At 44.2% G+C, this 25,398-nt stretch carries 30 protein-coding genes; 17 read left to right on the plus strand and 13 right to left on the minus strand.

Going from position 1 to position 25,398, the window contains the following annotated elements:
- Positions 1–8: 8 nt before the first annotated feature.
- From BW716_RS36710 to BW716_RS09945, 5 genes are all read right to left on the minus strand, one after another.
- On the minus strand, positions 9–152 hold the full coding sequence (locus BW716_RS36710; RefSeq protein WP_179091072.1) for a hypothetical protein: 144 nt from the start codon (positions 150–152) through the stop codon (positions 9–11).
- A 42-nt stretch (positions 153–194) separates the two neighbouring features.
- Entirely contained in the window at positions 195–1,592 is a 1,398-nt protein-coding gene (locus BW716_RS09930) for a pyridoxal-dependent decarboxylase (RefSeq protein ID WP_083722381.1), read from the minus strand.
- Positions 1,593–1,970: 378 nt separating this feature from the next.
- Positions 1,971–2,501, minus strand: coding sequence for a methylated-DNA--[protein]-cysteine S-methyltransferase (locus tag BW716_RS09935; protein ID WP_235643578.1), 531 nt, complete (start codon positions 2,499–2,501; stop codon positions 1,971–1,973).
- A complete protein-coding gene (locus BW716_RS09940; protein ID WP_179091073.1) occupies positions 2,480–3,373 on the minus strand; it encodes a DNA-3-methyladenine glycosylase in 894 nt (297 codons plus the stop codon). The genes BW716_RS09935 and BW716_RS09940 overlap by 22 nt, the downstream gene beginning before the upstream one ends.
- A gap of 145 nt (positions 3,374–3,518) precedes the next feature.
- Entirely contained in the window at positions 3,519–4,049 is a 531-nt protein-coding gene (locus BW716_RS09945; protein ID WP_083722383.1) for a helix-turn-helix transcriptional regulator, read from the minus strand.
- A gap of 117 nt (positions 4,050–4,166) precedes the next feature.
- Between BW716_RS09945 and BW716_RS09950 the strand changes: the two genes are divergently transcribed.
- Positions 4,167–5,597, plus strand: a complete 1,431-nt coding sequence (locus BW716_RS09950; RefSeq protein ID WP_083722384.1) for a PLP-dependent aminotransferase family protein — start codon at positions 4,167–4,169, stop codon at positions 5,595–5,597.
- Positions 5,598–5,676: 79 nt separating this feature from the next.
- On the opposite strand, the gene BW716_RS09955 is transcribed toward BW716_RS09950, so the two are convergent.
- Complete coding sequence (locus BW716_RS09955; RefSeq protein ID WP_083722385.1) at positions 5,677–5,946, minus strand: helix-turn-helix transcriptional regulator; 270 nt, start codon at positions 5,944–5,946, stop codon at positions 5,677–5,679.
- 157 nt (positions 5,947–6,103) lie between these two features.
- Between BW716_RS09955 and BW716_RS09960 the strand changes: the two genes are divergently transcribed.
- Entirely contained in the window at positions 6,104–7,549 is a 1,446-nt protein-coding gene (locus tag BW716_RS09960) for a PLP-dependent aminotransferase family protein (RefSeq protein ID WP_083722386.1), read from the plus strand.
- 155 nt (positions 7,550–7,704) lie between these two features.
- Here the strand turns inward: BW716_RS09960 and BW716_RS09965 are convergent, their stop codons facing one another.
- Positions 7,705–8,322, minus strand: a complete 618-nt coding sequence (locus BW716_RS09965) for a MarR family winged helix-turn-helix transcriptional regulator (protein ID WP_083722387.1) — start codon at positions 8,320–8,322, stop codon at positions 7,705–7,707.
- Between the two features lie 318 nt (positions 8,323–8,640).
- Here BW716_RS09965 and BW716_RS09970 point away from each other — a divergent pair, with 318 nt between their 5' ends.
- From BW716_RS09970 to BW716_RS10000, 7 genes are all read left to right on the plus strand, one after another.
- On the plus strand, positions 8,641–9,159 hold the full coding sequence (locus tag BW716_RS09970) for a hypothetical protein (RefSeq protein WP_083722388.1): 519 nt from the start codon (positions 8,641–8,643) through the stop codon (positions 9,157–9,159).
- On the plus strand, positions 9,160–9,822 hold the full coding sequence (locus BW716_RS09975; protein WP_083722389.1) for a hypothetical protein: 663 nt from the start codon (positions 9,160–9,162) through the stop codon (positions 9,820–9,822). It abuts the gene before it with no gap.
- Between the two features lie 15 nt (positions 9,823–9,837).
- On the plus strand, positions 9,838–10,578 hold the full coding sequence (locus BW716_RS09980; RefSeq protein ID WP_083722390.1) for a sensor histidine kinase: 741 nt from the start codon (positions 9,838–9,840) through the stop codon (positions 10,576–10,578).
- 51 nt (positions 10,579–10,629) lie between these two features.
- A complete protein-coding gene (locus BW716_RS09985; protein ID WP_083722391.1) occupies positions 10,630–11,295 on the plus strand; it encodes a response regulator transcription factor in 666 nt (221 codons plus the stop codon).
- A gap of 49 nt (positions 11,296–11,344) precedes the next feature.
- Positions 11,345–11,923: a histidine phosphatase family protein gene (locus tag BW716_RS09990; protein ID WP_083722392.1), complete on the plus strand. Its 579-nt coding sequence runs from the start codon at positions 11,345–11,347 to the stop codon at positions 11,921–11,923.
- A 22-nt stretch (positions 11,924–11,945) separates the two neighbouring features.
- Positions 11,946–12,722 (plus strand): alpha/beta fold hydrolase, encoded by a 777-nt coding sequence (locus BW716_RS09995; protein WP_143708811.1) that lies wholly within the window; start codon positions 11,946–11,948, stop codon positions 12,720–12,722.
- Positions 12,723–12,788: 66 nt separating this feature from the next.
- Entirely contained in the window at positions 12,789–13,619 is an 831-nt protein-coding gene (locus BW716_RS10000; protein ID WP_083722394.1) for an AraC family transcriptional regulator, read from the plus strand.
- 6 nt (positions 13,620–13,625) lie between these two features.
- On the opposite strand, the gene BW716_RS10005 is transcribed toward BW716_RS10000, so the two are convergent.
- Positions 13,626–14,429 (minus strand): siderophore-interacting protein, encoded by an 804-nt coding sequence (locus tag BW716_RS10005; RefSeq protein ID WP_083722395.1) that lies wholly within the window; start codon positions 14,427–14,429, stop codon positions 13,626–13,628.
- Positions 14,430–14,521: 92 nt separating this feature from the next.
- On the opposite strand from BW716_RS10005, the gene BW716_RS10010 reads away from it, so the two are divergent.
- The gene (locus BW716_RS10010) at positions 14,522–15,343 is read left to right on the plus strand and encodes a hypothetical protein (protein WP_083722396.1); all 822 of its coding nucleotides are present in this window, start codon (positions 14,522–14,524) and stop codon (positions 15,341–15,343) included.
- 231 nt (positions 15,344–15,574) lie between these two features.
- On the opposite strand, the gene BW716_RS10015 is transcribed toward BW716_RS10010, so the two are convergent.
- Positions 15,575–16,171: an NAD(P)H-dependent oxidoreductase gene (locus BW716_RS10015; protein WP_083722397.1), complete on the minus strand. Its 597-nt coding sequence runs from the start codon at positions 16,169–16,171 to the stop codon at positions 15,575–15,577.
- An 89-nt stretch (positions 16,172–16,260) separates the two neighbouring features.
- Here BW716_RS10015 and BW716_RS10020 point away from each other — a divergent pair, with 89 nt between their 5' ends.
- The 7 genes from BW716_RS10020 (at position 16,261) to BW716_RS10055 (ending at position 21,846) form a co-directional block, all read left to right on the plus strand.
- Positions 16,261–17,181, plus strand: coding sequence for a LysR family transcriptional regulator (locus tag BW716_RS10020; RefSeq protein ID WP_083722398.1), 921 nt, complete (start codon positions 16,261–16,263; stop codon positions 17,179–17,181).
- Between the two features lie 63 nt (positions 17,182–17,244).
- The gene (locus tag BW716_RS10025; protein WP_083722399.1) at positions 17,245–17,772 is read left to right on the plus strand and encodes a DinB family protein; all 528 of its coding nucleotides are present in this window, start codon (positions 17,245–17,247) and stop codon (positions 17,770–17,772) included.
- A gap of 430 nt (positions 17,773–18,202) precedes the next feature.
- A complete protein-coding gene (locus BW716_RS10035) occupies positions 18,203–19,072 on the plus strand; it encodes a helix-turn-helix transcriptional regulator (RefSeq protein ID WP_083722401.1) in 870 nt (289 codons plus the stop codon).
- Positions 19,073–19,237: 165 nt separating this feature from the next.
- Complete coding sequence (locus BW716_RS10040; protein WP_083722402.1) at positions 19,238–19,786, plus strand: phage tail protein; 549 nt, start codon at positions 19,238–19,240, stop codon at positions 19,784–19,786.
- 35 nt (positions 19,787–19,821) lie between these two features.
- Positions 19,822–20,367, plus strand: coding sequence for a phage tail protein (locus tag BW716_RS10045; protein ID WP_083722403.1), 546 nt, complete (start codon positions 19,822–19,824; stop codon positions 20,365–20,367).
- A 28-nt stretch (positions 20,368–20,395) separates the two neighbouring features.
- On the plus strand, positions 20,396–20,971 hold the full coding sequence (locus BW716_RS10050; protein ID WP_083722404.1) for a phage tail protein: 576 nt from the start codon (positions 20,396–20,398) through the stop codon (positions 20,969–20,971).
- 5 nt (positions 20,972–20,976) lie between these two features.
- Positions 20,977–21,846 (plus strand): formyltransferase family protein, encoded by an 870-nt coding sequence (locus tag BW716_RS10055; protein WP_083722405.1) that lies wholly within the window; start codon positions 20,977–20,979, stop codon positions 21,844–21,846.
- Positions 21,847–21,858: 12 nt separating this feature from the next.
- Here BW716_RS10055 and BW716_RS38435 read toward each other — a convergent pair whose 3' ends face one another.
- The 4 genes from BW716_RS38435 to BW716_RS10070 form a co-directional block, all read right to left on the minus strand.
- On the minus strand, positions 21,859–21,987 hold the full coding sequence (locus tag BW716_RS38435) for a hypothetical protein (protein ID WP_255373864.1): 129 nt from the start codon (positions 21,985–21,987) through the stop codon (positions 21,859–21,861).
- Positions 21,988–22,189: 202 nt separating this feature from the next.
- Positions 22,190–24,004 carry an asparagine synthetase B gene (locus BW716_RS10060; protein WP_083722406.1) on the minus strand — a complete coding sequence of 605 codons (1,815 nt, stop codon included), beginning with the start codon at positions 24,002–24,004 and terminating at the stop codon, positions 22,190–22,192.
- A gap of 3 nt (positions 24,005–24,007) precedes the next feature.
- A complete protein-coding gene (locus BW716_RS10065) occupies positions 24,008–24,427 on the minus strand; it encodes a lasso peptide biosynthesis B2 protein (protein WP_083722407.1) in 420 nt (139 codons plus the stop codon).
- Complete coding sequence (locus BW716_RS10070) at positions 24,424–25,368, minus strand: hypothetical protein (protein WP_143708812.1); 945 nt, start codon at positions 25,366–25,368, stop codon at positions 24,424–24,426. Before BW716_RS10070 ends, BW716_RS10065 begins: the two co-directional genes overlap by 4 nt.
- Between the last annotated feature and the right edge of the window lie 30 nt (positions 25,369–25,398).

A 25,398-nucleotide genomic window follows, 5' to 3' on the forward strand; every position in this document is an offset into this window, starting at 1 on the left:
GCGCGATGTTATAATTCGATAAGGGTGAATTCGTCATTGATTGCAGGAATGGTGTATTTGATGACTGCAATGGGAAAATAATACTCTTTGATTGCAGGAAGGATGTATTTGATGACTGCAATGGAAGGTTTCTTTACGTAAAAGGTTGACATCGTCTTTTGTTATATGTCGATAACTTTATCCGTGTCATTGCCTCAAATGACTGCAATCAACTGCGACATCTCCTCCCACACAATATCTACATCCTCCTCCGTCGTACGCCAATTCACCATGGCCGCCCTGATACCGGGTATACCCTGATACACCGTTGGTGTCATCACCACTTTCCCGCTTTCATTCATTGACTGCAGAAATTGTTTTATAGCCGCAGGCAACTCTTCGGCCACAGCATTGAGTGTAAAACACGCCACACACAAATTCACTGGCGCTAATAACCGGAACGTATCACTGTCCTCAATCAATGCACCCAGTTTTCTAGTAAGCCGTACATTATTCTCCACTATATCAGCATATCCATTTGCTCCATAAGCCATGAGCGTATGCCATGCCGGCAAAGCCCTAAGGCGGCGTGAGTTTTCAGGAGTATAATTACTATATACAAAAAACTCATCCGGGTCAGGCAAATAGCTGGCACCTACATTCCTGAAAGCAGCCATTTGCAGTGTAGGATGTCTGGTAAAGATCATGGCGGAATCGTATGGTACATTCAGCCATTTATGTGCATCAATAGTAATGCTGTCTGCCGCTTCCCATCCCTGTAATAAATGGCGGTAGTCGGAATGACAAGCTGCGAAGCCACCGAAAGCCGCATCTACATGGAGATAGAACCCATATTGCTGTTTGAGCACAGCGAGTGACTGCAGATCGTCGAAGTCCACCGTATTCACCGTACCTGCAGCTGCAACGAAGATCAAAGATTCGTTCTTATGTGCTTCAAGGTAGGCTGTAAGTGCAGTGATATCTACTGATTCCCTGTCTGGCAGGGAAGGAATTTTAACGAGGGCATTCCTGCCTATTCCCAGCATGGCCATAGATTTTACTGTGCTTGAGTGCGGGGTACAGGAGAGTATTTTTATGGCAGGTAATGCAGCTACACCCTCCTGGGCTACATCTACACCATGCCTGTTACCGAGCCACTGACGGGCGATGGCAAGTCCTGAGAAGTTCGACATAGTAGCGCCGGAAGTGAATACACCGGTGTAGGCATCTGGCAAACCGAATAACTGTCTGAGTAACGCGATGGTTTCTCCTTCTATATAAAAAGAGGCGCCGTCTTTGTTGGCGGCATTCATATCATATACTGATGTCAGCCAATCACCAGCGATGGCTGCGGGAGTAGCACCACCGGTAACAAATCCCCAGTAACGGCTGCCAGCATTACCGGCGAGGAGGGGTTCGTACCGTTTTTTGAAGGTACTCAGCGCTTGTGAGGCGCCGATGCCTTGTTTAGGAAGGGATAATGGGGTGAGGTTGCCTTTCGCCACATCGACGGGTAAGCTGTCTATTCCGGATAGGAAAGCAGCACTGTAGTCTTTGGTTTGTTGTAGCAACTGATCCATCTGTTGTAAATCATGGAAGAGTGTTTCATTCATGGCGGTAGGTTTGAGACCACAAAAATGAAATAAAAAGCCAATAAAAAACAGATTCAGTTTTTTGAATTTCGACCAGATCAGAATGGAGAACTAGAATAGTTTGTTTAAGGGTACAGAGGGGTTGGTTTATCTTGTCAGGAGGTAATACAGTCTGGAAGGATATCCAGCTAAAAGGTTATCCTGCAGGGATGGTTATCCTGCCTGGAAGTTTATCCCGTCAGGGAAAAATGCACTTCACAAACAGCGCAATATTCCTATTCAGGAAGGAAAGTTGTCCTAAGCACAGAAAAATGTTCTGTACTGCAGGAATAGGTCTTCCTTGTTGCTTAAGGCTATTCTGTTCTGCCAGTAGGCTTTGCCATAACACCAAAGGCTCTCCTAAAACAGCTGCCCCTGCGAACCAAACCTATGCTTCGTCTCATGCTCCAACAACCACTTCTTCCGCCATATTCCCCCTGCATACCCCGTCAATGTCCCATTACTCCCAATCACCCTATGACACGGCACCACCACCCACAGCTGATTACGGCCATTAGTACTCCCTACCGCACGAATCGCCTTAGGATTATTCAAATCCTTTGCCAGCTTCAAATAAGTAGTCGTCTGCCCATACGGAATGGTCAACAGCCTATCCCATACAGACTGCTGAAAAGGCGTACCTTCCTGCGCAATAGGAAACGTAAATCCCTTCTGACTACCCGCAAAATAAGCATCCATCTCTGCAACACATTGCACGAATACATCAGGCAACTCTGTCTTACTCAAGACTGGCAGATCAGTCTTATCATTATCACGGATACTGAGTGCATTGATCGCCTTATTCGTGCCTATGATCAACAGACTGCCTACGGGTGTGGGGGTAAAGTAATAGTACTGTTCCATATCATTTATTGTTGTAATGATCTCCATAAATAGAATGTTGCATAAGCAGCATGTTGCTGCCAGTGCTGTGTATATCCTTTAATTTCGGCCAGTGAAGGCTTTGCTGGTAATTGCAATTGTTGTTTCAACGCATTGTGTAAACCTGCATCTTCCAGTGGCAATGCCTGCCAGTAACGGCTGAATTTCATCAGCACGTAATTGGCGGACCAGTTGCCAATGCCTTTGAATGAAATCAGATATTCACGGGCAGCGGTGTAGTCGAGTGATTGTAAATGTGCGAGGGTAAGGCGTTCTTCAGCCATCGCCCTGGCCAGAGAGATGATGTAATCAGCTTTGCTACGGGAGAACTGCATCGCGATGAGGTCAGCAGGCTCCAGCTTTGCGATTGTAGCTGGTTGAGGATAGACATGATATGTCTTATTGCCGGAGGAAATTGCAGCACCATAGGCATGGATCAATCGTTGTTTTAGTGTGTATGCAAATGAAAGATTGATCTGCTGGCCGGTGATGGTCCAGGTAAGGGCTTCGAACAGTTCGGGAATTCCGATCAATCGGAGACCTTTGTATTGCTGGATGAGGGGCGATAACACGCCGTCCTTTTTTGCGAACTTGTAGAATGGATGGAGGTCTGCATCCAGGTGTAACCAGTGAGTGATATAGTTTTTGATGTAATTGGTATCTATATTATCAGCATCAGCGGATATTTCTACCTGTAGTCCTTCCTTTTGGGGTGCATCTGTAATGGCAGTAAGCACAGGGTTACCATTCACCACAATCACTTTGCGGAGGATATTCCCGTCTACTTCATGCAGACATTCCTTGTCGGAACGACTGAGGAATACCAGGCATTCTGCGAAGGAAAAATTAGCATGGTCGGTGACTGGTATGTGAATTTTCATGTGCGCGATCATTGTAATTTGAACCTGAAGCTTACATTGTAACTTAAAAAGGGCTAGACCGTAATTGAACTTAAGACTTTCACTGTAACTTGAATCTAAAGTTTACACTGTAACTTGAACCTAAAGTTTACACCGTAACTTAAAACTAAGGCTTACACCGCTTGCAAGCCCGATACCCGTTCTTCACAGCATCCTCCCTGTTTTCATAAAATATCACATTATCCGGCCTCGGATTGGCAGCGCAGGAAGGCTTACAAAAGATGCCAGTTGTTTTGACAGCAGTATAAAATACCCCATCGAAATTTTTATCCTTACTCAGCAAGGCCTGTAGCATGACAGGTTGCGTCAGCGGCGTACCTTTTTTATAATCCGTGTTATCAAGAAAAACACCATGATCATTGTCTATTGAATGCGCGCCCCATTGAATGTACTCCTCTACCCATTCTTTAAAAGCAAAGAAGGCAGATCTGTTCAGATACCCGAAGCGCTCACGACCTGCCTGATAAATACGGATCCAACCAGTATCTTCCAACAACTGCAAGTGCTTTGAGACCGCCTGACGGCTGATATTGCCGAAGTGATCATTGATCTGATTTATATTGAGAGGGGCCTTCCGAAGTAGGTCAAGGACTTCCCTTCGAAGCGGGTCCGCAATGCCTTTGAACAACTCGTCCATTTAAGCAACTTTTTTGTTGCGCTAATTTATGCAATTTTTTAGTTGCACAAAATTATTTTTCCTAAAAACAAACAGATTTATTTTTCTTACATTTGACCATATCAGAAATTCAATCACATGTTAAAAACTGCCGACCATCTATACTTGCAGATTGCAGAGAATGTAGAGCAACTCATCATCAAACAGGTATTAAAAACAGGAGACAAACTCCCGTCTGTACGCAACATGAGTGAAGAGCAAGGCGTGAGCATGAGCACTGCCTTCCAGGCTTATTATCACCTGGAAAGCAAAGGCATGATTGAATCCAGACCCAAATCAGGCTACTACGTCACCTACAGTCCACGGCGCATGCCGGAACTACCGAAACAAACAGAGGCCGTCAAAAAGCCGTCTGAAGTAACGGTGCATGAAATGATCTCGCGCATGTATTTACATGGTTCCAATCCTGAGATCCTGAAATTTTCTTCTGCCGTGTTTCCCGTCGCACAACTCCCTGCTGCCAAGATGACCAAGGCCATGGTACAGGCTATTCATAGATTACCGAATGGAGGGTTGGGCTATGACAGTCCACAGGGCAATGAAGACCTGCGCAGACAAATAGCACGTATGTCTATCGGATGGGGTGGTGCGGTGACGGAAGATGATAGTGTGATTGCGGCGGGTTGCTCTGATGCCATATCATTATGTCTTTCTGCGACGACGCAACCCGGAGATACGATTGCCGTGGAAAGTCCCACCTACTACGGCTTCCTGCAGCTGGCAGAGAACCTGGGGTTAAAGGTGTTGGAGATACCTACACATCCTTTGACAGGGGTAGATTTAGATTACCTGGATAAAGCGATTCCTAAGTTTAAGGTAAAGGCCTGCCTCTTTGTGACCAATTTCACTAACCCACTGGGGGCTTGCATGCCGGATAGTCATAAGCAGGAGCTGGTAAGAATATTAGAAAAATATGATATACCGCTGATAGAAGATGATATATATGGTGATATGTACTTTGGTAAAGAAAGACCGGGGTTATGTAAAACCTTTGATAAAAACGGGTTAGTGCTGCTGTGTAATTCGTTTTCCAAATCATTGGCGCCGGGGTATCGGGTAGGATGGGCATTGCCGGGGCGTTATAAAGAAAAAGTATTACGGATTAAACGTAACCGTGCTATCTCCTCTCCTTCTTTGCCCAGTGCTGCCATTGCGTGTTTTCTGGAAAATGGGCGGTATGAGCATCACCTGCGAGGAATGCGAAAAATTTTGCATACCCAGTTTATGCGGCATTTACAGGCTATTTCCGATTATTTTCCGGAGGACACCTGTGTAACCCGGCCCGGAGGCGGATTTGTGTGTTGGATAGAATTGAATCCAAAGATCAATACTTTTGAATTGTATGAGCAATCCCTGAAGCATAAGGTTATTTTTGCACCGGGCAGGATCTTCTCCCTACAGGATAGGTATACAAATTGTTTGAGAATAAGTTATAGTAACCCGTGGAGTAAAACGGTGGAAGATGGGTTAAAGACAGTTGGCCGGCTGGCAAGAAAGCTAATGAGTTAATTCTTAATGAAAATCAAAAAGGTACCAAACGGGTATAAACTCCTTTTATAGAAAGGCCTTAAATGTCATCAGCTACCTCTTAACTCAATTGAGAAAAAAACGAACTCAGGTACTTCATCATCTCCTTATTAATTGTCAATTGTACGTTTCTTCCCGTCTTATCATATATTAATATACCGCTGTCTACCAATATCTTTATATGATGTGAAACTGTGGGTTGGGACAAACCAGTCAGCTCTGTGATATCACAACACTGTATAGCAGACTGTCTGGAAGCCGCCAGCAATATGGATAAACGGTGTTTATCTGCAATTGCATTTGCTGCTTTCTCTATCATTACTGCATCCATTACGTAAAAGTATGATAAATCTCCCAAAAGAGGGGATGCCCTTTCATACCCAAAAAAAGAAAAGAAAAAAACTTTCAAAAACCCTCCCAAAATTACAAATCGTTAACAACCGTAACTTTTTCTACTGCGTATATGGTAGGAACACCTTAAGCCAACCATGAAGCATCATAGTCAGGTACATCTACAATTGTCAGTGAATAGTGAGGTTCCGATTTATCAGCAGATCAAATCGTACATCATTAACGAAATCAAGCGGGGGCGACTGTTGCCCGGCGCTCAGTTGCCCGGTAGCCGCGTGCTTGCCCAGCAACTACGCGTGAACCGTAACACCGTCATTCTTGCATATGAACATTTAGCCGCTGAAGGCTGGATTGCCACTCAATATAAGAGTGGGACAAGGATTAGTGATCCCATACCCCAGGAACTGGTTTCGCCAGATACTCCTGAGGCAGAAGCGAAACCCTCGCTGGACATCACTTTCCGTAAGTTTGCACCACCACAGCCGCTACCTTATAATAATGGTACATTTGATACCGTATTCGACGAAGGTCAACCAGATGGACGTCTGTCGCCAATACCGGAGATCACCCGCGAAGTGAGGAAGATCCTGCACCAGCAAACCACCAAATTGCACCTGAAGAATTACAACGAAAGGGGTAATGAGCAACTGCTACAGGAGATCAACCTGATATTGAACAACGACAGGGGCCTCGCTGCTGTGACTGAGAATATTTGTGTCACCCACGGGCACCAGGACTCCCTGTTCCTCGTAGCGCAGACATTGATATTCCCAGGTGATCATGTAGCGGTAGAGCATCCCGGCTATCAGCCAGCATGGGAAGCTTTCAGGCTCACCGGCGCTCATCTCCACTATATTCCGGTTGATGAACAGGGCATTGACGTGGAAGCACTGGCAGTAGTTTGTCAGCATACATCCCTCAAAGCAGTATACATCACTCCGCATCACCAGTACCCTACCACGACTACGCTGCCAGCAGCACGACGTAAGCTGTTGCTGGAACTGAGTGAACAATATCATTTTATGATCATTGAGGATGATTATGATCATAATTATCACTTCGATGCACAACCGGTATTGCCGGTAGCGGGTATGCCGCATGCAGACAATGTCGTATATATCGGTAGTGTGGCACCTTCAATACCCTTGAGTTTTGTATATGGTCCTGTTGAATTTATCCATTCACTGGCATCCTGCCAGATGGTGGTGAGTCAGCAACGTGATCGACTGCTTGAACAGGGAATGGCCAACCTGATGGCGGAAGGCGAGATCAGAAGGTACCTGCAACAGACACATGCCACGTATAAAAAGCGATTGACACTGACTTCAGGTATACTGGAAGTGAACTTTACGGGGATTGCAGATTTTACGATTCCGAAAGGTGGGCTGGCTATCTGGATCCGCTTGCACCAGCCGATTCAGATTTCACAATTGCACGCAGCTGGAATTTATATCGTAAACCCCAATAGCTTTTATGCTCCACACTATAATGGGCAAACAGGATTGAGATTAGGATTTGCTTCTCTGGAAGAAAATGCTATAGTGAAGGGATTGGATAAACTGGCCAAAATTTTACAACGATAAATTTATAGAAGATTTTATATTGAAAAAAACCTCTCATACTTTGGAGTAACAAAGTACATTGACAAGCCCTATTATACTTGGATATGGTAATTTAACCGGAAAAGGCAGTAATACTGCCTTTTCCTTTTTTTATGGGAATGCGGGAATGAATTTTTTTATGACAATGTAGAATGATACATACAATCAATCTGCAGTTCTGCCGAAGCTAAAGATTTGTTCAGGAAAAGACAGTTGTGCTGTCTTTTTTTGTTGCCCTGATAATGTGCACAGGTATAACACATTCTTTGTAACTCACCGCTTTCCTGGTTCATAAAACCTGCTATCATCGCAAAGATGGTTTGATAGAGGTTGTTTTTTTCAAAAGCAGGACGTTTTTCTAATACTTCAGTTAAGGGTAATACATATTCTTCTGCTTTGAGCAGGATGTCCCGCCCCACTTCAGTAGGCAACATAGAGAAGCTACGCCTGTCACGTTTGTCAGGTTGCATTTCCAGTAAGCCTTTCGAAACAAGAGAGGCGACAGCATCGCTGATGGTAGGTCGGCTAAGTTGTAATTCGGTGGCAATGTGCGCCACTTTGTTCAGTTCCGCCGGATGGTAGCCAATGAAGAGGAGGATTTGTAACTGCAGGGGGGTAAGCCCCAGGGTACGCGCCTGCTCCCATTGCAAGGCTTTCAGCATGTCGCTGAGGCGTTGTAGTGACAGAACGAGTCTGGCATCCAGGCTGTGAAGCTGCTGTTGCGGACTAAAGTTGGATGGTTTTCTCTGTGGCATGTAAGGGTGCAAAAGTAAAGTGGTTACAGTTGAGGAATAAGAGCCAGATGAAAGTATTTTTCAGGCAAAGTGGCCTGGTAGGCCAAGGTTTATGTATGAAAGAAAACATCAAATTGTGTGAATTGCGACCTCCGGCAGTCATTCACACAATTTAAGTGGCATTGATTGGTGGCAGCAATAGCTGCCGCCAATCAATGCCAAAAGCGAAATGCAGATAATAAGTTATATTTACCCTTACAACACAGGTATTTATACGCTTTTCTTTATCGCCCCATTCTTCTAGTTTGCATTATCAATCATTACAAAACACGCTTATTTATGAAGCACCACGATTCCATCCGTATCTTTGCGCCGGTTTTACTACTGCTATGCTTTAGCAGATGTACTCCTGGAAACCCCGACAATTTTCAGATCCCGCTGGACAAAGCACGCGCCAGCCGTCATGTGATCTCTCAGCAGGAAGCTGACAACCTCATTACCGGGTTCCAGCGTGGTAAAAAAGAATTGCAGGCCCGCCTGCCAGGCAACTATCTCGACAGCGCTTTCAACCTTCCCAATGCTGAAATGTTCAACCGTGATGCTATTGCCGCTCTGCTGAATGCCAAAGGCGCAGATGGTGTCCGCATTTACCTCGGTAAGGATGAAAAAGGCCAGGTAAGACTGGTATTACTGCCGGTAGACCGCAAAGGCAATGATATCCATACCACCCTCGTAAGCCGTGAAACCGCCCTCAATGTACCAGGTATCGAATCCGCAAAAGCACAGGGTAACCTGCAGGCAATGGAAAGCGGACAACGTTGTCCTCCACTTTGTAAAGATGTCGTACAACCCAAATAAATGAATAATCTAGGCGCATTCTTTGTCAGCCAGATTGTAATTATCCCATTAGTGATAGGGCTGATACGCTTTAACAAAACAGTGACCAGCTATCAGCCCTTCCTCCTTTTGCTTGCCCTGGCTTTCATTTCGGAATCTATCAGCTTTATTTGCATTGAAGTACTCAACACCAGCAATGCGATACCTTTCAACCTATATGGGCTGGCAGAATGTATGGTTGTACTGTATCAGTTTTATATATGGGGGTTTCTAAAACGGAAGTACCGTCTCTATATCGTACTTGCCGCAAGCCTCACTGCCGGATGGATCACTGAGAATCTATTCTTTTCACAGATCGAAAATTTCAGCCCTGTTTTCAGGGTCACGTATGCATTCATTGCCGTGTTGCTCAGTATCAATGAAATTAATTACCTTATTGTTCAGGACAACAAGAACCTGTTGCGTAACTCCCGTTTTCTCATCTGCATGGGATTTATCATCATTTTTATTTACCAGATCATCTATGAAGCCTCCTTCTTCGTGGGGTCAGATACTATATTGACCCTCAAGATTGTTTTTATGTTCAACTATATCAATGCTTTTGTAAATTTGATCTATGTGCTCGCGGTGTTGTTTATCCCCGTCAAGACTGCTTATTACTTTAAAAAACACTTTGAAGCGTAGCATCGTCAATGCCCCATGGATGATAAGATCTTTTATACGACCGTCTTTATTTCACTGCTGATAGCGGTCATTATCATATTCTTTGTCGTCTCCATTATTCTCTACCACCGCAGGTATATACAGCTGCAAAGGGAGCGGATTGTAGCGGAAATCACCATCCTGGAAAATGAACGTAAACGTATTGCTGCAGATCTGCATGACAGCATGGGGCCACTACTTTCTACCATCAAGCTGAACATCAATAGTATCCAGGTGCATGATGAACATGATAAAATGGTCATTGCCCGTTCGGGTACCTATATCGACGAGGTTATCAGGGGATTGCGGCAGATCTCTCACAACCTGCTGCCCGCTACCCTGGAAAGGAAAGGACTGACGGATGCTATTCATGAATTTATCAGACAGGTTTCTGCCAAAGCCCAGCTGGATATACGGTTTCATACCTCCGGTCAGATCAGTATTCCGGCAGAGAAAGAGATCCATCTGTTCCGTATTATCCAGGAGATCACTCATAATACCCTTAAGCATGCCAAAGCCACCCAGTTACAGATCGTACTGAGCCGTGAAAACGGGTTCTTCCTGGTATTGGTCAAAGAAGACGGGATAGGATTTGACGTGAGGAAAGTAAAAGCAGAATCTACCGGATTGGGGATGAAAAGCCTGGCAATCAGAACGGATATTTTGCATGGGCATTTGTCGATTGAATCTGCCCCGGGGCAGGGAACGAACTATTTCATTAAAATTCCCGCAGGATGATGTAATTTTACCATCATACCGATACCATTACCCCCAAAAGATTCAACTAACATGTACGACATCCGATTAGTGATAGCTGATGATCATGAGATATTCCGTGATGGCCTGGCACTGATGCTTTCCAGACAACCAAATATTAATCTGGTAGGTCAGGCAGGTGATGGCAGGGAATTGCTGGAACTATTGGAAACGACAGCAGTAGATGTGGTCATGACCGATCTGAAAATGCCATTGATGGATGGCATTACCGCTACCCGCACTTTATTACAACGGTTTCCCCATATCAGGATCATTGCGCTTTCTATGTTTGATGAAGAGGAATTGATTGTGGAGATGCTGGAGGCAGGGGCGAAAGGGTATTTGCTTAAAAATGCAGATAAACAGGAAATTGTGGAAGCGATCACCAGTGTGTTTGACGATAAGATCTTTTATTGCAGACAGACGAGTTCCAAGCTGGCTTCGATGATTGTGAGGAGCCGGTTCAACCCTTACCGTGATGCACACCCGATTATATTTACGGATCGGGAAAAGGAGATTATCCGGTTGATTTGTTTACAGTATACTGCCCAGCAGATCGGGGAGAAGATATTTTTGAGCAAACGGACAGTGGAAGGTCACCGGACAAGGATTTTGGAAAAAATGAATGTAAAGAATACGGCTGGAGTGGTCGTGTTTGCGTTAAAGAATAATTTGATAAGTGAGGCGGAGTTATTGTAAAAGCCCCCCTCCTTGATTACATTTGTCCTATCAACATTCATTAGGACCTATGACACGTATCACAATCATCCGACACGGAAGTACTTCATGGAACAAGCAAGGCAGAATGCAAGGCAGCACAGATATACCGCTGGATGAAGAGGGTATTGAACAGGCACAAAAACTGGGGGCCAGACTGGCAGCTGAACAACCCTGGGATATTATTTACACCAGTCATCTTTCCAGGGCGAAAAAAACCGGAGAAATCATTGCTGAAGCCATCGGCCTCTCACCGGTACTGACAGATGAAAGACTGCGCGAAGTTTCCGGTGGTCAGACAGAAGGTACGGTGGAAGAAGACAGAATTGCCAAATGGGGACCCGACTGGCGCCAGCTGGATCTGGGAATGGAACGTGCCGATGCTGTATACGAAAGAGGCGTAGCATTTATGAAAGACCTTTTGGAAGAACATGCCGGCAAACGGATCCTCATCGTGAGTCATGGAAGCTTTATCCGCCATATGCTCCGTCACCTGACACCTGAATTTGAACTGACCGAACACCTGAAGAATACAGGCGTATCAAGACTTGTGGTAGATGATACTGAATGGTTCTGCGACCTGTATAATTGTACGACTCATCTGGATTAATTATTTTAAATAAATTCCTGTTATGAAACCCACGACTTCCGGATATGCACCCGCAAATGGATTAGACCTCTATTATGAAATTTATGGCAGTGGAGATCCACTGGTATTGATTCATGGTGGCGGCTCTACTATTGAGAGCAATTTTGGCTATTTCATTCCCCTGCTGACTGGCGATCGCCAGATCATTGCCATGGAGCTACAGGCACATGGGCATACGAAAGACCGGGGCACTCCCACCAGTTTTGAACAGGATGCAGATGATGTAGCTGCATTACTGGCTTTTTTGAATATTCCACAGGCAGAAATACTGGGGTTTAGCAATGGCGGGAATACTGCTATGCAACTGGCCGCACGACATCCGCAGGTGGTAAAAAAGCTGGTGATCGCATCTTCGTTTTATAAGAGAGATGGGCTGTTTAAAGGTTTCTTTGATTTTATGAATACTGCCAGCCTGGATAATATGCCGATGGGATTGCAGGAGGCATACCTGGCTATCAATAATGATCGTGCAGCATTGGAGATCATGCATAACCGTGATCGTGACAGGATGTTGGGCTTTCAGGACTGGCCGGATGAGATGCTTAGGAATATTACCTCCCCTACCCTCATTATTGGAGGGGATCAGGATGTGATGGTGCCGGAGCATTTTGTGGAGATGTTTAGATTATTTCCGAAGGCACAGCTGGCGATATTGCCCGGTGGTCATGGCGGATATCTGGGAGAGGTGACGCAAAGACATTTATCAGGGGAGCAGCCGGAAATAGCGGCGAAACTGATATTGGCGTTTCTGAATAGTTAGGTAGGTCACCGGTACCCAGATACAGATATTAGCGTTTCTGAATAGTTAAGTATGTAACTTGCAAATATGATCAAGTACAGGCAATTCGAACCGGTAATTATTGAGACAAGGGAAATCCTGACAGAAGCATATACTACCCATAGCCATACCTATCATGAATTCTTCCTCATCCGTTCCGGAACAGGCAAGCATATATTTCGTAACCAGGAGGTGTCTTTTCAAAAAGGAGATCTCTTTTTTATTGCACCCGGCGAACCACATTCATTCCTGATTCCCCGCGTGGCAAAGGCAACGCTGATCAAGTTTAGTGACGACCTGCGCTCATTACTAAAAACATATGTCAACAAGTGGGATATTGATGGCGTAGTAATGGCCAGTGCCAAATCGCCGTTGAATGCCTACATTCCGCTGAGCACTGAAGATAAGGTCATTGTGACACATATCTTCAATGCAGTGGAAGCCATGAAAGATCAGACGATGCTGAATGAACAACTGATCTTACATCAGCTGGTTTCGCTCATCGTGATTATGGAACGTAACCTGACAGACAGGCGGTATCCCAATCCTGACAGGCTCATTGTTGACCAGATGGTCAAGCATATACATAAGCATATGAAGCTACCGTTGCTGCTCACTTCACAGCATATGTCGGAGGTGTTCAATATTCCTGCTACCTATATCGGCGCGTATTTTAAGCGGCATATGGGGCAGTCATTGAAGGCATATATCAATGAGTGCAGGATGGTGATGATAGGCCGTATGATCAGGAAGAACAATGTTCCCGTTTCGGTGATCAGTCATGACTTTGGGTTTACGGATGAAAGTCATTTTCTGAAAACGTTTAAGAAGTTTTACCAGATGAGTCCTACGGCATATAAGAAAGCGGTGTTGTCGTGACAACCCTTACCTTGACATCGTAGCCGCACGTTCCATCATAGAACGATCTTCCGATTCGCCATGTTTCCAGTAACCGTACGCCTGCCAGCTATCACGCTTCACGCTTGTATGTTTCCGGAGTTTATCCTGTATTTCGTTCACAGCTCCATGTTCTGCGAATGCATAGATATATGAACTACCTTGCAGCGTATTTTCAATTGCATTAAATGCTGCAGGTAAACCGGAAGTATCACCGGGATGTTCATTATACAACCAGGTAATGTCAATACCCGCCGGCTTGTTGATCGGTAACACATCTTCAGCACCATGCACTTCAATATACGCATGGCCCTTAGCAGCAGGGCCCAGCTTTTCCAGCAATGCACTGATAACTGGTAAAGCACTATGATCACCAAAGAAATAATAATCTTCTGCAGACCGCATAAGCTTTTTTCTATTAGCTTTCATGAGCACACCAAGTTCATCACCGGGTTCAGCATTCATAGCCCAGGCAGATGCAGGACCGGGATTTTTATGCACGACGAAGTCGATAGCCATCTCCCCTTTCTCCGCATCAAATGATCGTAAGGTATATGTTCTCACTATCTGGTTGGGATAATCAAACAGACTACGCGTAGCCATATCAGGCAATTCGACAGGAACAGATTTATCCTTTGGGATAATAATCTTATTATTGTCTCCTGCTTCGGCTCTCTGGTAAATCTGGATATCATCGCCGGTAAGGATAATCCGGATGTAATGAGGGGTCAGTTGTTCTCTGCGCTTTACTTTTAGGATTGCCCGCATGAGGCTATTGGGATCGATTTGCATTGTTGAATAATTTTAGACAAAATTCCGGATAGCAGCACGGGTTTATTGGTAAATATTAAATAATCATTGGTATTTTTTTATAACTTTAGCCTATGCTGACTACAGACAATCTCAGAACAATCGAAAAAGGAAGGAGAGCACACATTTATTGCAAAGTCACGGAGATTGCGCTGTTTGTGGCTACTGGCGGCTTTCTTGAAGAAGGCAACCGGCTATTGCAGGAACTATGGAAGTTCAAAAGGCGGCATGAACGCGATACCTGGCTGGCAGATACTGCATTTACGGTGTTATGGTCTGCGGCAGGTGCTGTACCTGCGGATGTACCTTTTGAGTTAGGGAATATAGATGAGATTGAAAGATCTATGCGAAATTATATTGCCATAGATAAGTGGGCGTATGAAATGCCAGCAATGCCCTGGACTTCACTATCAGGCGTAAACCTGGTGAGAAAGGCTTTTATTACAGCTGGTATGTTTAAAAACAGGGCACTGCCTGTACAGGAGAATTACGAAGATGTCACTGATTTTATGAACGACACGCTGCATGCAGTAAATCTTCAGCCAGAAGATGAGTTTCCGGTAGCTTACAAAGAATTGCTGGCACTTGAAATGATTGAAAGACTGGCAGAAGAGGAATATGATTCTGATGAAGCATATGCATTGGGTGCAGAACTGGCAGCAAAGAATGATCAGCCTGATTCAGCAATAAAGCTGGCAAAGCATTGGGCAAAAGCACCAGTAAGACCGGCTTTGATGGCAGGTGGCAGACATATAGCACCGTTGTTATTGCAGGGGGTGATTGCAGAGGATCTGGGTTTGAATAAAGATAACGTCAACGAATATCTCGAAGAGGCGATCATAGCATTGAATAAAAGCACAATGAAACGCGGCTGGTTAAGTTGGGCCGGGTTTTAAATGAAGATACACTCAATGAAACGAGGATAGTTCTATCAGGTGGATATTAAATAACGTTCTTTAAAGAAATAAGCCCAATNNATTGGGCTTATTTCTTTAAATGTCCGTGTACTTTACTGGTATTTTCAGTTCTTGCATGGTGTATTTTTTCAATACACCGTGGAGGAGATTACGAATTAAAATAGGCTACTAACTTTTAAACCTCTAAAAGTTAGTAGCCACAATAAAACTTTAATTATTCGTAAATACTTTTTGCAGATGGTCATTATACCTGCTTAAATCTCTATTAATATCTGAATTCTTTTCTACGTCATGAAAATGCAGACTTTCCAGCGGAGTCATACCAGTAAAGGCATTCATGCGATGAAACCCAAAGAGTACCCCCTCATCTACTGACTTTTCCAGAAAGAACTCTCCGGGTAATGTAAAGGCCGTAGCAGGTGCATTCCACGAAGTTGTGACCAGGTATTTGCGGCCATGCAGCATACCGCCGGTACCATAGTTGATAGCAGGATTTTCTGCTTTACGTCCATCGCTGCGATAGATGCCTTTGCCCTGACCAGCGGTGAAAACTACATCCAGGTATTTCTTAAATTCATGCGGCAGACCAAACCACCATACAGGTGTATGATAAATCACAGCATCTGCCCATACAAAATTCTCTACTTCTTTTTCCGGAACGTATGTATCGTTGATGTCGGTATAGCGTACTTCATATCCTTCCTCCTTATCGAAGAAGGCCCTGGTGGCCTCAGAAATCGTTTTATTAAACCGGCCACCGGAGTGACCGAATACCTGTCCACCATTTATCACGAAGATCTTTTTCATTGTCGTTTTTATTTACGATGCAAAACTACTACCCCTACATCTACTATTAAAATAATATAAATTATACCTTTGTATCATAATTCTGATAGATGGTAAATCTCGAATGGTTTAGAACCTTTAAAACTATATATGAGACTGGTAGTCTTACAGGTGCTGCAGAAGCGCTGTACGTGTCACAACCGGGCATCAGTCTGCATCTCAGTTCGCTGGAAGCCTATGTAGGCTATAAGTTGTTTGACAGAACTTCCCGTAAGTTGATTGCCACCGAACGTGGAAAGCTGCTGTACAACTATATTTTAGATGCCCTGAATAAGCTGGAAGAGGCGGAGCAACACTTTCACAGAAGTACTGAAGCGGAAAGGCCCACGGTGAGTGTAGGAATGTGTTTTGAAACCTTTCAGTTTACACTGGAGCCATATCTACCGACCCTGCCGTTTAATGTGATCATTAAATTCGGGGAGTATCCGGAAATGCTGAGCGATCTGGATGCAGGCATTCTCGACCTGATCATTACGCCACAAAAAGGGGATTATCCTCAATTAAAGTATGAGGCATTCTTTAAAGAAAGAATTGTCGTGGTAGGTGGTGCGAAGACGAATACAACTAAGTTCGGAAAACTGCTGAAAGCGGACGACAGATCAGGCATACTGGACTGGCTCAAACAACAGACCTGGTATGGAACAACCGGGGATATGGAACACCTGCGGCGGTTTTGGTTTAATAATTTCGATAAACGACCGGATTTTAAACCGAATTATATCGTGCCGAATATCTGCTCAATCTTACGATGCCTGAGTGTAGGAGATGGGATCGCTGTAGTACCCGATTTTCTGGCTAAAAAGGAGCTGGAAGAGGGCAAGGTGAAATTGATATGGGAAGGGAGCAAAATACACGAAAACACGCTCTATTTTGGCACAAGGAAGAAAAGTATATATGAGGGTGAGATTGCGAAGGTAAAAGAGATCTTTTTACGTGAGATGGTAAAGGGTGAGGTAAAGGGGATCAGCTGAAACAAACCTTTTTGCTGGAAATAACAAAACCTACCTAAATTCGGCTTCTAAAACCTGTAATTCATGAAGTTAGCAACGATCTACCTCCTTGCGGTATTGCTGGGCGCCACCAGCAATGCCAAAGCACAGTCGCAAACCGAAGTCCTGGTAAAAGAATGGGAAAGAGCAAAGGCCTACACCAAAGAATACCTGGATGCGATGCCGGATAAAGACTACAGCCTGAAACCAACCCCTGAAATGCGTTCATTCGCAGACCAGTTCCTCCACCTGACGGATGCAAACTATGGATTTATCTCCGCCGTCAGCGGACAAAAGAGTCCTGTTGGTTTTGGGGAATCAGAAAAATCTGCTGACAAATCCAAAGCAGCTGTAACCAAAGCCGTTATGGACGGGTATGATTTTGTAATTGCAAGTATCCAAAAGATACCAGCTGCTCAGCTGAATGACAAAATTAACCTGTTTGGAAAATTTGAGATCACCAAAGAACAGGCTATTTACAAAGCTTTTGAGCACCAAACACATCACAGAGGGCAGGCCACTGTTTACCTCCGCCTGGCAGGCGTAACACCTCCGCAGGAAAAACTGTTTTAAAATTATCCTAAAGCCGGCTCTATTGAGGGGACGGCTTTTGTTTTTTATGCTTCGCCCCCATCCTCATTCCTCTATTTATTATATTATTCAGGAGGAAATACCCCTGGCGACTATATTCGTAATTGGATTGTGGGTATTTCCCTATTCTTCGTTTTTTTTGAATGAGAGCACTTATATGATTTCTTCCCCACTGAATGCGAAGGAGTTTGCAAATAGCCGGGCAACATCCTCAGGTAACCTGGGTGTTACTTTGGATAAGACTTTGGGCGGATGGATGATTGCGACCCATGGCGTCGTATTTATACCGTGGCTCACGCCGGGATTTGGATTCTTAGCATATATAATGATGCTATGTAGGGGATTTAGGTAAATTTGGGTATTGATAAAGTAACGATCGTATTTCAAAGATCGTGCATATGCCGAAGAAAATATGACAGTACCTATTTATAAGCTGGAGCAGGACGAGTTCATGAAGGATGGCCAATTTAAAGTCTACAATTTTGAAGGCAATTATCCGGACCGCTCAGAATTACTGATCCCTCATCGCAAAGATCATTATTTAGTTGTCCTGATCCGAACCGGGGGCCGCCGTCAGTGGATAGATATGAACGCTATCGAACTGAAGAAGAATACGGTTTATTTTACTAACCCACAGCAGGTGATTGTAAAAGAGGAGCTAACGCAATTATGGAGTACGGGGATTGCTTTTACAAAGGAATTTTTATCCCTGTATGGAAATGAAGCTTTATTAAAACTGCCCTTGATTGTAAATCCTTATAACGGGTATGAGCTGGAAATGACCACAGAGGATATAATCGTTGTAGAAGAATTATTGCAGAAGATCAATGTCGAGTACAGGCAACGGGGAGAATGGCAGCAACGTATGCTATGTGCCTACCTCACCGTATTGCTCACATACCTGAGCAGACGCTATACGGAACAATATACAGGCAATGACCTTAGCAGTGAGCAAATATTATTAAAACGCTTTCAGGCAAAGATTGATGAATTTTATCAGCAATATCATGAAGTGAATGATTACGCATCCATGCTTAATATTTCTGCCGGGCATTTAAGTGACGTCGTTAAGGGGCAAAGTGGCAAGCCTGCCATCAAGCATATTCATGATCGCCTGATCATGGAATCCAGACGTTTATTATTTCACACAGATCAGCCACTGAAGGATATTTCCTTCCAGCTTGGTTTCTCGGACACTTCTTATTTTAACCGGTTTTTTAAACGCGAAACCGGCCTCACTCCTGCTACTTATCGTGACCAGGCAAGGGCCATGTATCAATAATGGATTTACCTTCAAAATCTCAAAATTATTTTTTGAGATTTTGAACTTTTCATACCTACGTAATGTTAAGTATTGTTTGTAAACTGTCGTACTCATTTTTAAATCCCAAACACCACAACTTTTTAATAGCCCTTTTTTATTACCTCACTTTTAATCAATAACATTATGGATGGTTACATTGGCGAAATCAGAGCATTTGGCTTTAATTTTGTACCTACTGGCTGGCTTCCTTGTGATGGAAGCACGCTCCAGATTCAACAACAATCTATCCTCTTCTCCGTTATCGGTAATCGATTTGGAGGGAACGGAACAACAAATTACATGCTTCCGGATCTAAGAGGTGTAACGCTCGTTGGTGTAAATACTGCACAAAGCGGATATAACACCCCAGGCATTACCGGAGGATCTGAAAATGTAACACTCACGGTGAGCACTATTCCGGCGCACAATCACCAGATAGGTGCAGTTACACGTTCAAGTGCAGCTCAATTAACACAGGCAACGAATGTGCCGGCACCCACTGCTTATCTTACCAATGCTTACTCCACAGGCCTTAGTCTGGGTATTATTGCTTATGCAGATACTGCCAACGGTACGCTGAACCCTCAGAGTATTTCGACTGCAGGCGGCAGTCAGGCACATAACAATATGTCGCCCTACCTGGCCATGACTTATTGTATCTGTGTGGAAGGCGAATATCCACAACACCCCTGATTCACAATTTTCATTCACACATTTGAATTTCACTTATGGAAAATTATCTCGGAGAGATTCGTGCATTTAGTTATGGCCGGGCACCAAGAGGTTGGGTTCCCTGCAACGGCCAACTTTTACCGCTCGCACAAAACCAGGCTTTATTTGCCTTACTGGGCATATATTATGGGGGCAACGGCACCACCAACTTCCAATTACCTAACTTAAACGGCAGAAGTATTGTTGGTACCGGTACCAGCAAAAGTGGTAGTAATTATCCTATAGGTCAGGCTGCTGGCACTGAATCGGTGACACTTAATTCCAACGAGCTCCCCTTACACAATCACCTCGTTCGTACCAAAAGTGCTTATGATGTAGGTTCGCCGTCAACCAACTTCCTGGGAAATCCTGACATAAAAGGTACATCGCCTGTGGCCAATAAAGCGACGGTCAACTTATATGCTGCGAGTGCAGGCACTTTGACACAGATGGGTCCCTGTATTACACAGGCAGGTAATAACCAACCTCACGAAAACAGGCAGCCATACCTGGTGATCAATTATTGCATTGCCACACAAGGCATATACCCATCCAGGCAATAACATTCCCAATAACCTTCAAAAATATTTTATGGATAATTACCTCGGAGAAATCAGAGTTTTTGCCGGCAATTATGCACCTATTGGCTGGTCAATTTGCAATGGGAGTCTGCTCTCAATCAGTGAAAATGAGGCATTGTTCACCCTTATCGGCACCACTTACGGTGGTAATGGCAGCACCAATTTTGCATTGCCGAACCTGCAGCAGAGAATAGCTTATGGCCAGGGCACACTGCAGGGAGGGGCTACCTATACAATGGGTGAAAATGCCGGTTTAGCCAATGTAACATTGCTCACTACCCAGATACCTTCGCATACACACAATCTGATGGCAAGTACCAGCAATGCTACTACCGGTGAACCTAACAATGGGTTCCTCGCCAATACGAATGGTACTACCAGCACGCCACCACCGCCTACTCCCTACCCGGATGTAAAACTGTATACGGCGCTGCCATTGCCATCAGGAGCATCAGCACCAAATGTAACGCTGGATCCTACTGCGATGACGGTCACTGGTAGTTCGTTACCGCACGATAACCAGATGCCTTATGTCACCATTAATTTTATCATCGCATTGGTGGGTATATATCCTAGCTTCTCTTAACTGATATGACAATAGGAATTATTTCGTCCAGTGATCAGTTTCTGCCACTGGCATACACACTTGCAAATAACAATTTGCAGGTGTGTATCTTTTTTGCACCCGGGCAGGATGCATATGTCAACCAAAAAGTGAATACGCTTGCTGCACATTTTGCAATGGCAACCGGTGATGTATATAACTGGCTGGAACAATGTAAACCAACAGTGGTGTTTGTATATGGATATCCGCACCTGCTGGATGTCAGCAAATTCACTATGCCTGTCTTTAATATTCATGCAGGTTCACTCCCGGCTTTCCGGGGACCAGCGCCTGTATTCTGGCAATTGAAAAAGGGGATGCCACAACTCTGCCTTAGCATACATGTACTAACTAACAGGTTTGATGCAGGGCCTGTGGTCTGGGTAAAAAATATTCCCGATCAGCCACATTATAATTATGCATTGGTGCACCAGATATTTAGCCAGGTGGTGATTGAAGGCGTCTTCTTTATATTACAGGCACTAGCTGCGGGAATGCCACTACCAGATCTGCCTGCTGCCGGACCTGCTGCTTACCAAAAACGGCCCGTGGCAAAGGATGTGCTGATTGATTGGAATACCATGTCTGCCACTGAAATTTGTAACCTGATCCGGGCATGCAATCCATGGAATAAAGGTGCGGCTACCAGGTTGAACGGGCAGGAAATAAAACTGATGGATGGTATGCAAAGTGTTATGACAACTACATTACCACCGGGGAGTATAGTCAGCGAAGGATTGATTGCTGTAAAGGATGGTCATTGTATACAGGTCAATATGCTGGCGCTGGAAGATATCTTTGTGCCGGCATATCATGCGGAATATTATGGAATTAAACAAGGACTCATTTTGCAATGAGTCCTTGTTAATTTAGGCGCTCACTTCAGAGCCGAAGTCGAAACCTCCGCCTCCATTTCCGAGAGTGAGGTCATTTACTTCATACACTTTGATGTCCGGAGTCGTCCAGATGGGCTTTGATGATGTTTGTTCGCTTTTCATTTGTTGGATTTATTAGTAAATAGAGGGACTCATTTTGCAATGAGCCCCCTTTAATAATTTAGTTGCTTGACTCTGAAGCGAAGTCAAATCCTACTCCGCCACCTCCTAGGGTGATGTCATTTATTTCGTAGACTTTAATATCAGGTGTAGTCCACACCAGTTTTTGGGATGCTTGTTCGTTCATGCTGTTTTGTTTTAAATATTAAGGTATTTTGTATCCTTTTTGTGCTAATGCAGTCAGAATTTCACTGGCTATTACAGACTGGCTTGTCCTCAGAATAGCTGTGTCTTTTCTGTTTGTATGATTGAAAGTCAATCCATCTCCGGACAGGTAACGCTGGAATGCAATGCTTTGTTTATCAACTGCTTTGATATAGTCTTCATGCCTGTGAACACGTGATATATAGTCAGGCGAATACATGCCCTTATCCTTTCTCCACAATACTTCCCCTGGCACTATTCCCTGCATGGCATGGCGAATGAAGCTTCTTTTATATCCTCCTTTTACAAACAAATGCATGGGAACATCTATCATAAATTCCATGACTTTTTTGTCCAGTAGCGGTACTGCACTCTGCATACCAAACCGTTCATTACGTTTTGCAAGCATGGCAGGAAATAAGCCGGTTCTGCCATTCCGGAGGTTGTCGCACATATGCGCACGGATGTCATCTACTGATGAGAAGGACAGGTCCCTGCTATACTTTTGAAAAAACATTTCCTGCAGAAATGGTGCCTGTACCTCATCCCCCTTTTTCCCTTTTGCAACCTTCGCTATCAATTCCCGTTTGATGATATGGGAAACCTTCTTTCCTTCTTTGTTGGCGAACTCCTTCATCAGTTTCAAAGCACCCAAAAAGCGACCGCTCTTAACCATGTTGTAGATAACGGGATTACCTTTCCAGGAGACCCAGTGATCGCCACCAAAACCAGTATATAATAAGCCAATTTGTTTTTCTTTTGCGCTTTCCAGGATCGCATGATCCATATAATAGAATATGTTAGGAAATGTTTCGTCCCGTTCAAAAGCGGCTTCAATACCATCAAATGGGCCATAGGAAGAGGCTGTTACATATGTTTGGATAAGGTTGTGACAGTGACTGCCGATCACATCTATATATGTACGCTCATCATCTTCTTCCGGATGATGCTTTTCGGGCAATATTGCAGAAAAAGCATAAAGCGGTTTATTCTTTTTCTGCAATACTTCGGATAGTATGCAGGCAAGGACAGATGAGTCGAGGCCACCACTCAAGGTAATGCCAACAGGTTTATCTGTATTCAGCCTATTGCTCACCGCTTCATATATCAGTTCTTTCAGGCATTCATGCCAGTCTTTGTCTTTCTTAAACCGATAGCGACCACCTACAGGCTCCCAGTATTTGCGGATAGTCATTATGCCATTAGCCAATACCAGTATATTTCCACCACACAGGGTCCATACATCGGCATCATAGGTGGCTGTTGGGCACGATTGCCTGAAGTAGTATTCAATCAGGCTCACCTCGTTGAATCTTGGAGGAGAAGGTTTGAAGGCTTCCACTCCTTTTTGTTCGCTACAGAATATAAATACCTCTGGGGAATCGTAATAATATAACGCGCGAAAACCAATATGGTCTGTGGCAAGAAAGCATTGTTGCCTGATCTTATCCCATATACAAATAGCAAATTCACCTTCCAGGTGCTGCACAAATGCTTTCTCCCATTTGTTCCAGGCATGTAGAAGCAATACAACATCCGAACAGTCTGCCGGAGCAGCTGTTTCCTGTAGGAGTATCCCCCGGTTATCAATCCGTAAATCAGCAATCATCACCAGTTCTTCTGTTACAAAGGGCATAGTTTGCTGTCGTTCTGTCTCATTCATGGCCAATTTGCAATAGGCCAGGGCGATATATTGATCGGTCCAGACATCCATTCCATCTATAGCCCGGTGTTGCAAAACTTTACTGATACGTTGAACTACTGCCGGCTCCAGTGGGTTGCACTTTTTGTTAATAATACCGAATATGGCACTCATGGTTCAACTTTTGAAACAAGCAATAACAGTAAATTGTTCTAAATGTTTATAACCTGTTACAATATAATTGCCGCATTGTAACCAGGCATGTGCGTTGAACTTACCTTTCTGTTTGTTTTTGCTCACGCCAAAAAAAACGGTACTCGTCATACGACGGAATTTGAGCATCAATTTTCCGGCCAGCGCCTGTTCAAAGCATTCAGTACGCCAGGGAGACCGTTTTCCGGCACGCAGAATAGCTTTGCCTATGCGAAGCAGCTTATCATTCTTGTCATGATACAGGTATTCATTTTCAGGAGCTGGGAGGGATTTCTTACCAAGAATGGGCGCTAGTTTTCTGAAGGGCAAAAACAAGAGCATTGTTCTGGCCAATGCCAGCAACAACCAGGCTTCAGTAAACATTCTCATGTCTTTTTTATTCATATGATGGAAGTTACATGCGAAAGCAATTCATCCGGGGCACAGTTTGCCGGTCTGGCAATCTGGTATACTGCTGTGTTTTGTAATAACTGTGTGATGGTCTTAAATTTAAGTACGCGCATGTCGGGGGTATTGAAAAAAGAGGGCTTGTAAATATGTTCAACAACGGCTTCAAAGGCATTGCCGCCTGAGAGCCGTTCTGTTGTAAACTGGCCATCATCGCTTAGTTTCAGGAGGATCACCCTGTTTATCGGGTATGGCCGGGTATCAAATTCCTCATGGAAGAAGAGTCCGTATTTTTCCATTCCAGGCATGATAGGGAAAGAGCGATCTTCGTATTCAAATGCCTGCATGCTCTGTTCCCATAGTTTGATCATGGGGTAAGATGCAATTCCGTGCATATGGTTATCCGCACCATTGGCGAGCACGACTATATCATCACTGAATATCCGATACTGTTTATTCATAAGTCCGGCCAGTGTGGTAGACTTCCCTGCACCTGAACGCCCAGCTATCAGGGTGAGTTTGCCATCGATTAACAATGACGCGGTGTGCATGGGGATGATACGTCTTTGCTGTAAGATACCCGCCATAGCGGCTGCCAGTATAAACAGGCGCAACAGGCGCTTTTCAATACCGGCATGATCCGGATGTATAATGATGGTGTTTCCTTCTTTTACATAATATTTTCCTATATCCTGTACCATAAATAACAATTCCTGATCATTCATGGTATATGAAATTCTGCCTGTGCTAAATGAAATGCCATCAGGGGTTTCCGGCATTTCACCCATTCTGATATTTACATGAGCCTGTTCGAATGATGATACAGGGGATAACTCGGGGAACGGTATTTCGGATATAATATTTAAACCAAACCCCCAATATTTATAACTGGACATGGTGGAAGATGGGCGATTGTAAATAATAAGTTTATAATGCAATATTACTTATTTTTACAAAGAAATAATTCC

This window comes from [Flexibacter] sp. ATCC 35208 (assembly GCF_001975825.1).
Classification (GTDB): Bacteria; Bacteroidota; Bacteroidia; order Chitinophagales; family Chitinophagaceae; genus Chitinophaga.

Excerpts from the sequence above, each read along its gene's own strand:
- BW716_RS10000 (WP_083722394.1), top strand. The coding sequence starts at position 12,789 with ATGATCAAGTACAGGCAATTCGAACCGGTAATTATTGAGACAAGGGAA.
- BW716_RS10010 (WP_083722396.1), top strand. The coding sequence starts at position 14,522 with ATGCTGACTACAGACAATCTCAGAACAATCGAAAAAGGAAGGAGAGCA.
- BW716_RS10005 (WP_083722395.1), bottom strand. The coding sequence starts at position 14,429 with ATGCAAATCGATCCCAATAGCCTCATGCGGGCAATCCTAAAAGTAAAG.
- BW716_RS09965 (WP_083722387.1), bottom strand. The coding sequence starts at position 8,322 with ATGCCACAGAGAAAACCATCCAACTTTAGTCCGCAACAGCAGCTTCAC.
- BW716_RS09990 (WP_083722392.1), top strand. The coding sequence starts at position 11,345 with ATGACACGTATCACAATCATCCGACACGGAAGTACTTCATGGAACAAG.
- BW716_RS09975 (WP_083722389.1), top strand. The coding sequence starts at position 9,160 with ATGAATAATCTAGGCGCATTCTTTGTCAGCCAGATTGTAATTATCCCA.
- BW716_RS09930 (WP_083722381.1), bottom strand. The coding sequence starts at position 1,592 with ATGAATGAAACACTCTTCCATGATTTACAACAGATGGATCAGTTGCTA.
- BW716_RS09980 (WP_083722390.1), top strand. The coding sequence starts at position 9,838 with ATGGATGATAAGATCTTTTATACGACCGTCTTTATTTCACTGCTGATA.
- BW716_RS09960 (WP_083722386.1), top strand. The coding sequence starts at position 6,104 with ATGAAGCATCATAGTCAGGTACATCTACAATTGTCAGTGAATAGTGAG.
- BW716_RS10065 (WP_083722407.1), bottom strand. The coding sequence starts at position 24,427 with ATGAATAAAAAAGACATGAGAATGTTTACTGAAGCCTGGTTGTTGCTG.
- BW716_RS10045 (WP_083722403.1), top strand. The coding sequence starts at position 19,822 with ATGGAAAATTATCTCGGAGAGATTCGTGCATTTAGTTATGGCCGGGCA.
- BW716_RS36710 (WP_179091072.1), bottom strand. The coding sequence starts at position 152 with ATGTCAACCTTTTACGTAAAGAAACCTTCCATTGCAGTCATCAAATAC.
- BW716_RS38435 (WP_255373864.1), bottom strand. The coding sequence starts at position 21,987 with ATGAAAAGCGAACAAACATCATCAAAGCCCATCTGGACGACTCCGGAC.
- BW716_RS10040 (WP_083722402.1), top strand. The coding sequence starts at position 19,238 with ATGGATGGTTACATTGGCGAAATCAGAGCATTTGGCTTTAATTTTGTA.
- BW716_RS10060 (WP_083722406.1), bottom strand. The coding sequence starts at position 24,004 with ATGAGTGCCATATTCGGTATTATTAACAAAAAGTGCAACCCACTGGAG.
- BW716_RS10050 (WP_083722404.1), top strand. The coding sequence starts at position 20,396 with ATGGATAATTACCTCGGAGAAATCAGAGTTTTTGCCGGCAATTATGCA.
- BW716_RS10020 (WP_083722398.1), top strand. The coding sequence starts at position 16,261 with ATGGTAAATCTCGAATGGTTTAGAACCTTTAAAACTATATATGAGACT.
- BW716_RS10025 (WP_083722399.1), top strand. The coding sequence starts at position 17,245 with ATGAAGTTAGCAACGATCTACCTCCTTGCGGTATTGCTGGGCGCCACC.
- BW716_RS09995 (WP_143708811.1), top strand. The coding sequence starts at position 11,946 with ATGAAACCCACGACTTCCGGATATGCACCCGCAAATGGATTAGACCTC.
- BW716_RS10015 (WP_083722397.1), bottom strand. The coding sequence starts at position 16,171 with ATGAAAAAGATCTTCGTGATAAATGGTGGACAGGTATTCGGTCACTCC.
- BW716_RS09970 (WP_083722388.1), top strand. The coding sequence starts at position 8,641 with ATGAAGCACCACGATTCCATCCGTATCTTTGCGCCGGTTTTACTACTG.
- BW716_RS09950 (WP_083722384.1), top strand. The coding sequence starts at position 4,167 with ATGTTAAAAACTGCCGACCATCTATACTTGCAGATTGCAGAGAATGTA.
- BW716_RS09945 (WP_083722383.1), bottom strand. The coding sequence starts at position 4,049 with ATGGACGAGTTGTTCAAAGGCATTGCGGACCCGCTTCGAAGGGAAGTC.
- BW716_RS10055 (WP_083722405.1), top strand. The coding sequence starts at position 20,977 with ATGACAATAGGAATTATTTCGTCCAGTGATCAGTTTCTGCCACTGGCA.
- BW716_RS09955 (WP_083722385.1), bottom strand. The coding sequence starts at position 5,946 with ATGGATGCAGTAATGATAGAGAAAGCAGCAAATGCAATTGCAGATAAA.
- BW716_RS09935 (WP_235643578.1), bottom strand. The coding sequence starts at position 2,501 with ATGGAGATCATTACAACAATAAATGATATGGAACAGTACTATTACTTT.
- BW716_RS09940 (WP_179091073.1), bottom strand. The coding sequence starts at position 3,373 with ATGAAAATTCACATACCAGTCACCGACCATGCTAATTTTTCCTTCGCA.
- BW716_RS09985 (WP_083722391.1), top strand. The coding sequence starts at position 10,630 with ATGTACGACATCCGATTAGTGATAGCTGATGATCATGAGATATTCCGT.
- BW716_RS10035 (WP_083722401.1), top strand. The coding sequence starts at position 18,203 with ATGACAGTACCTATTTATAAGCTGGAGCAGGACGAGTTCATGAAGGAT.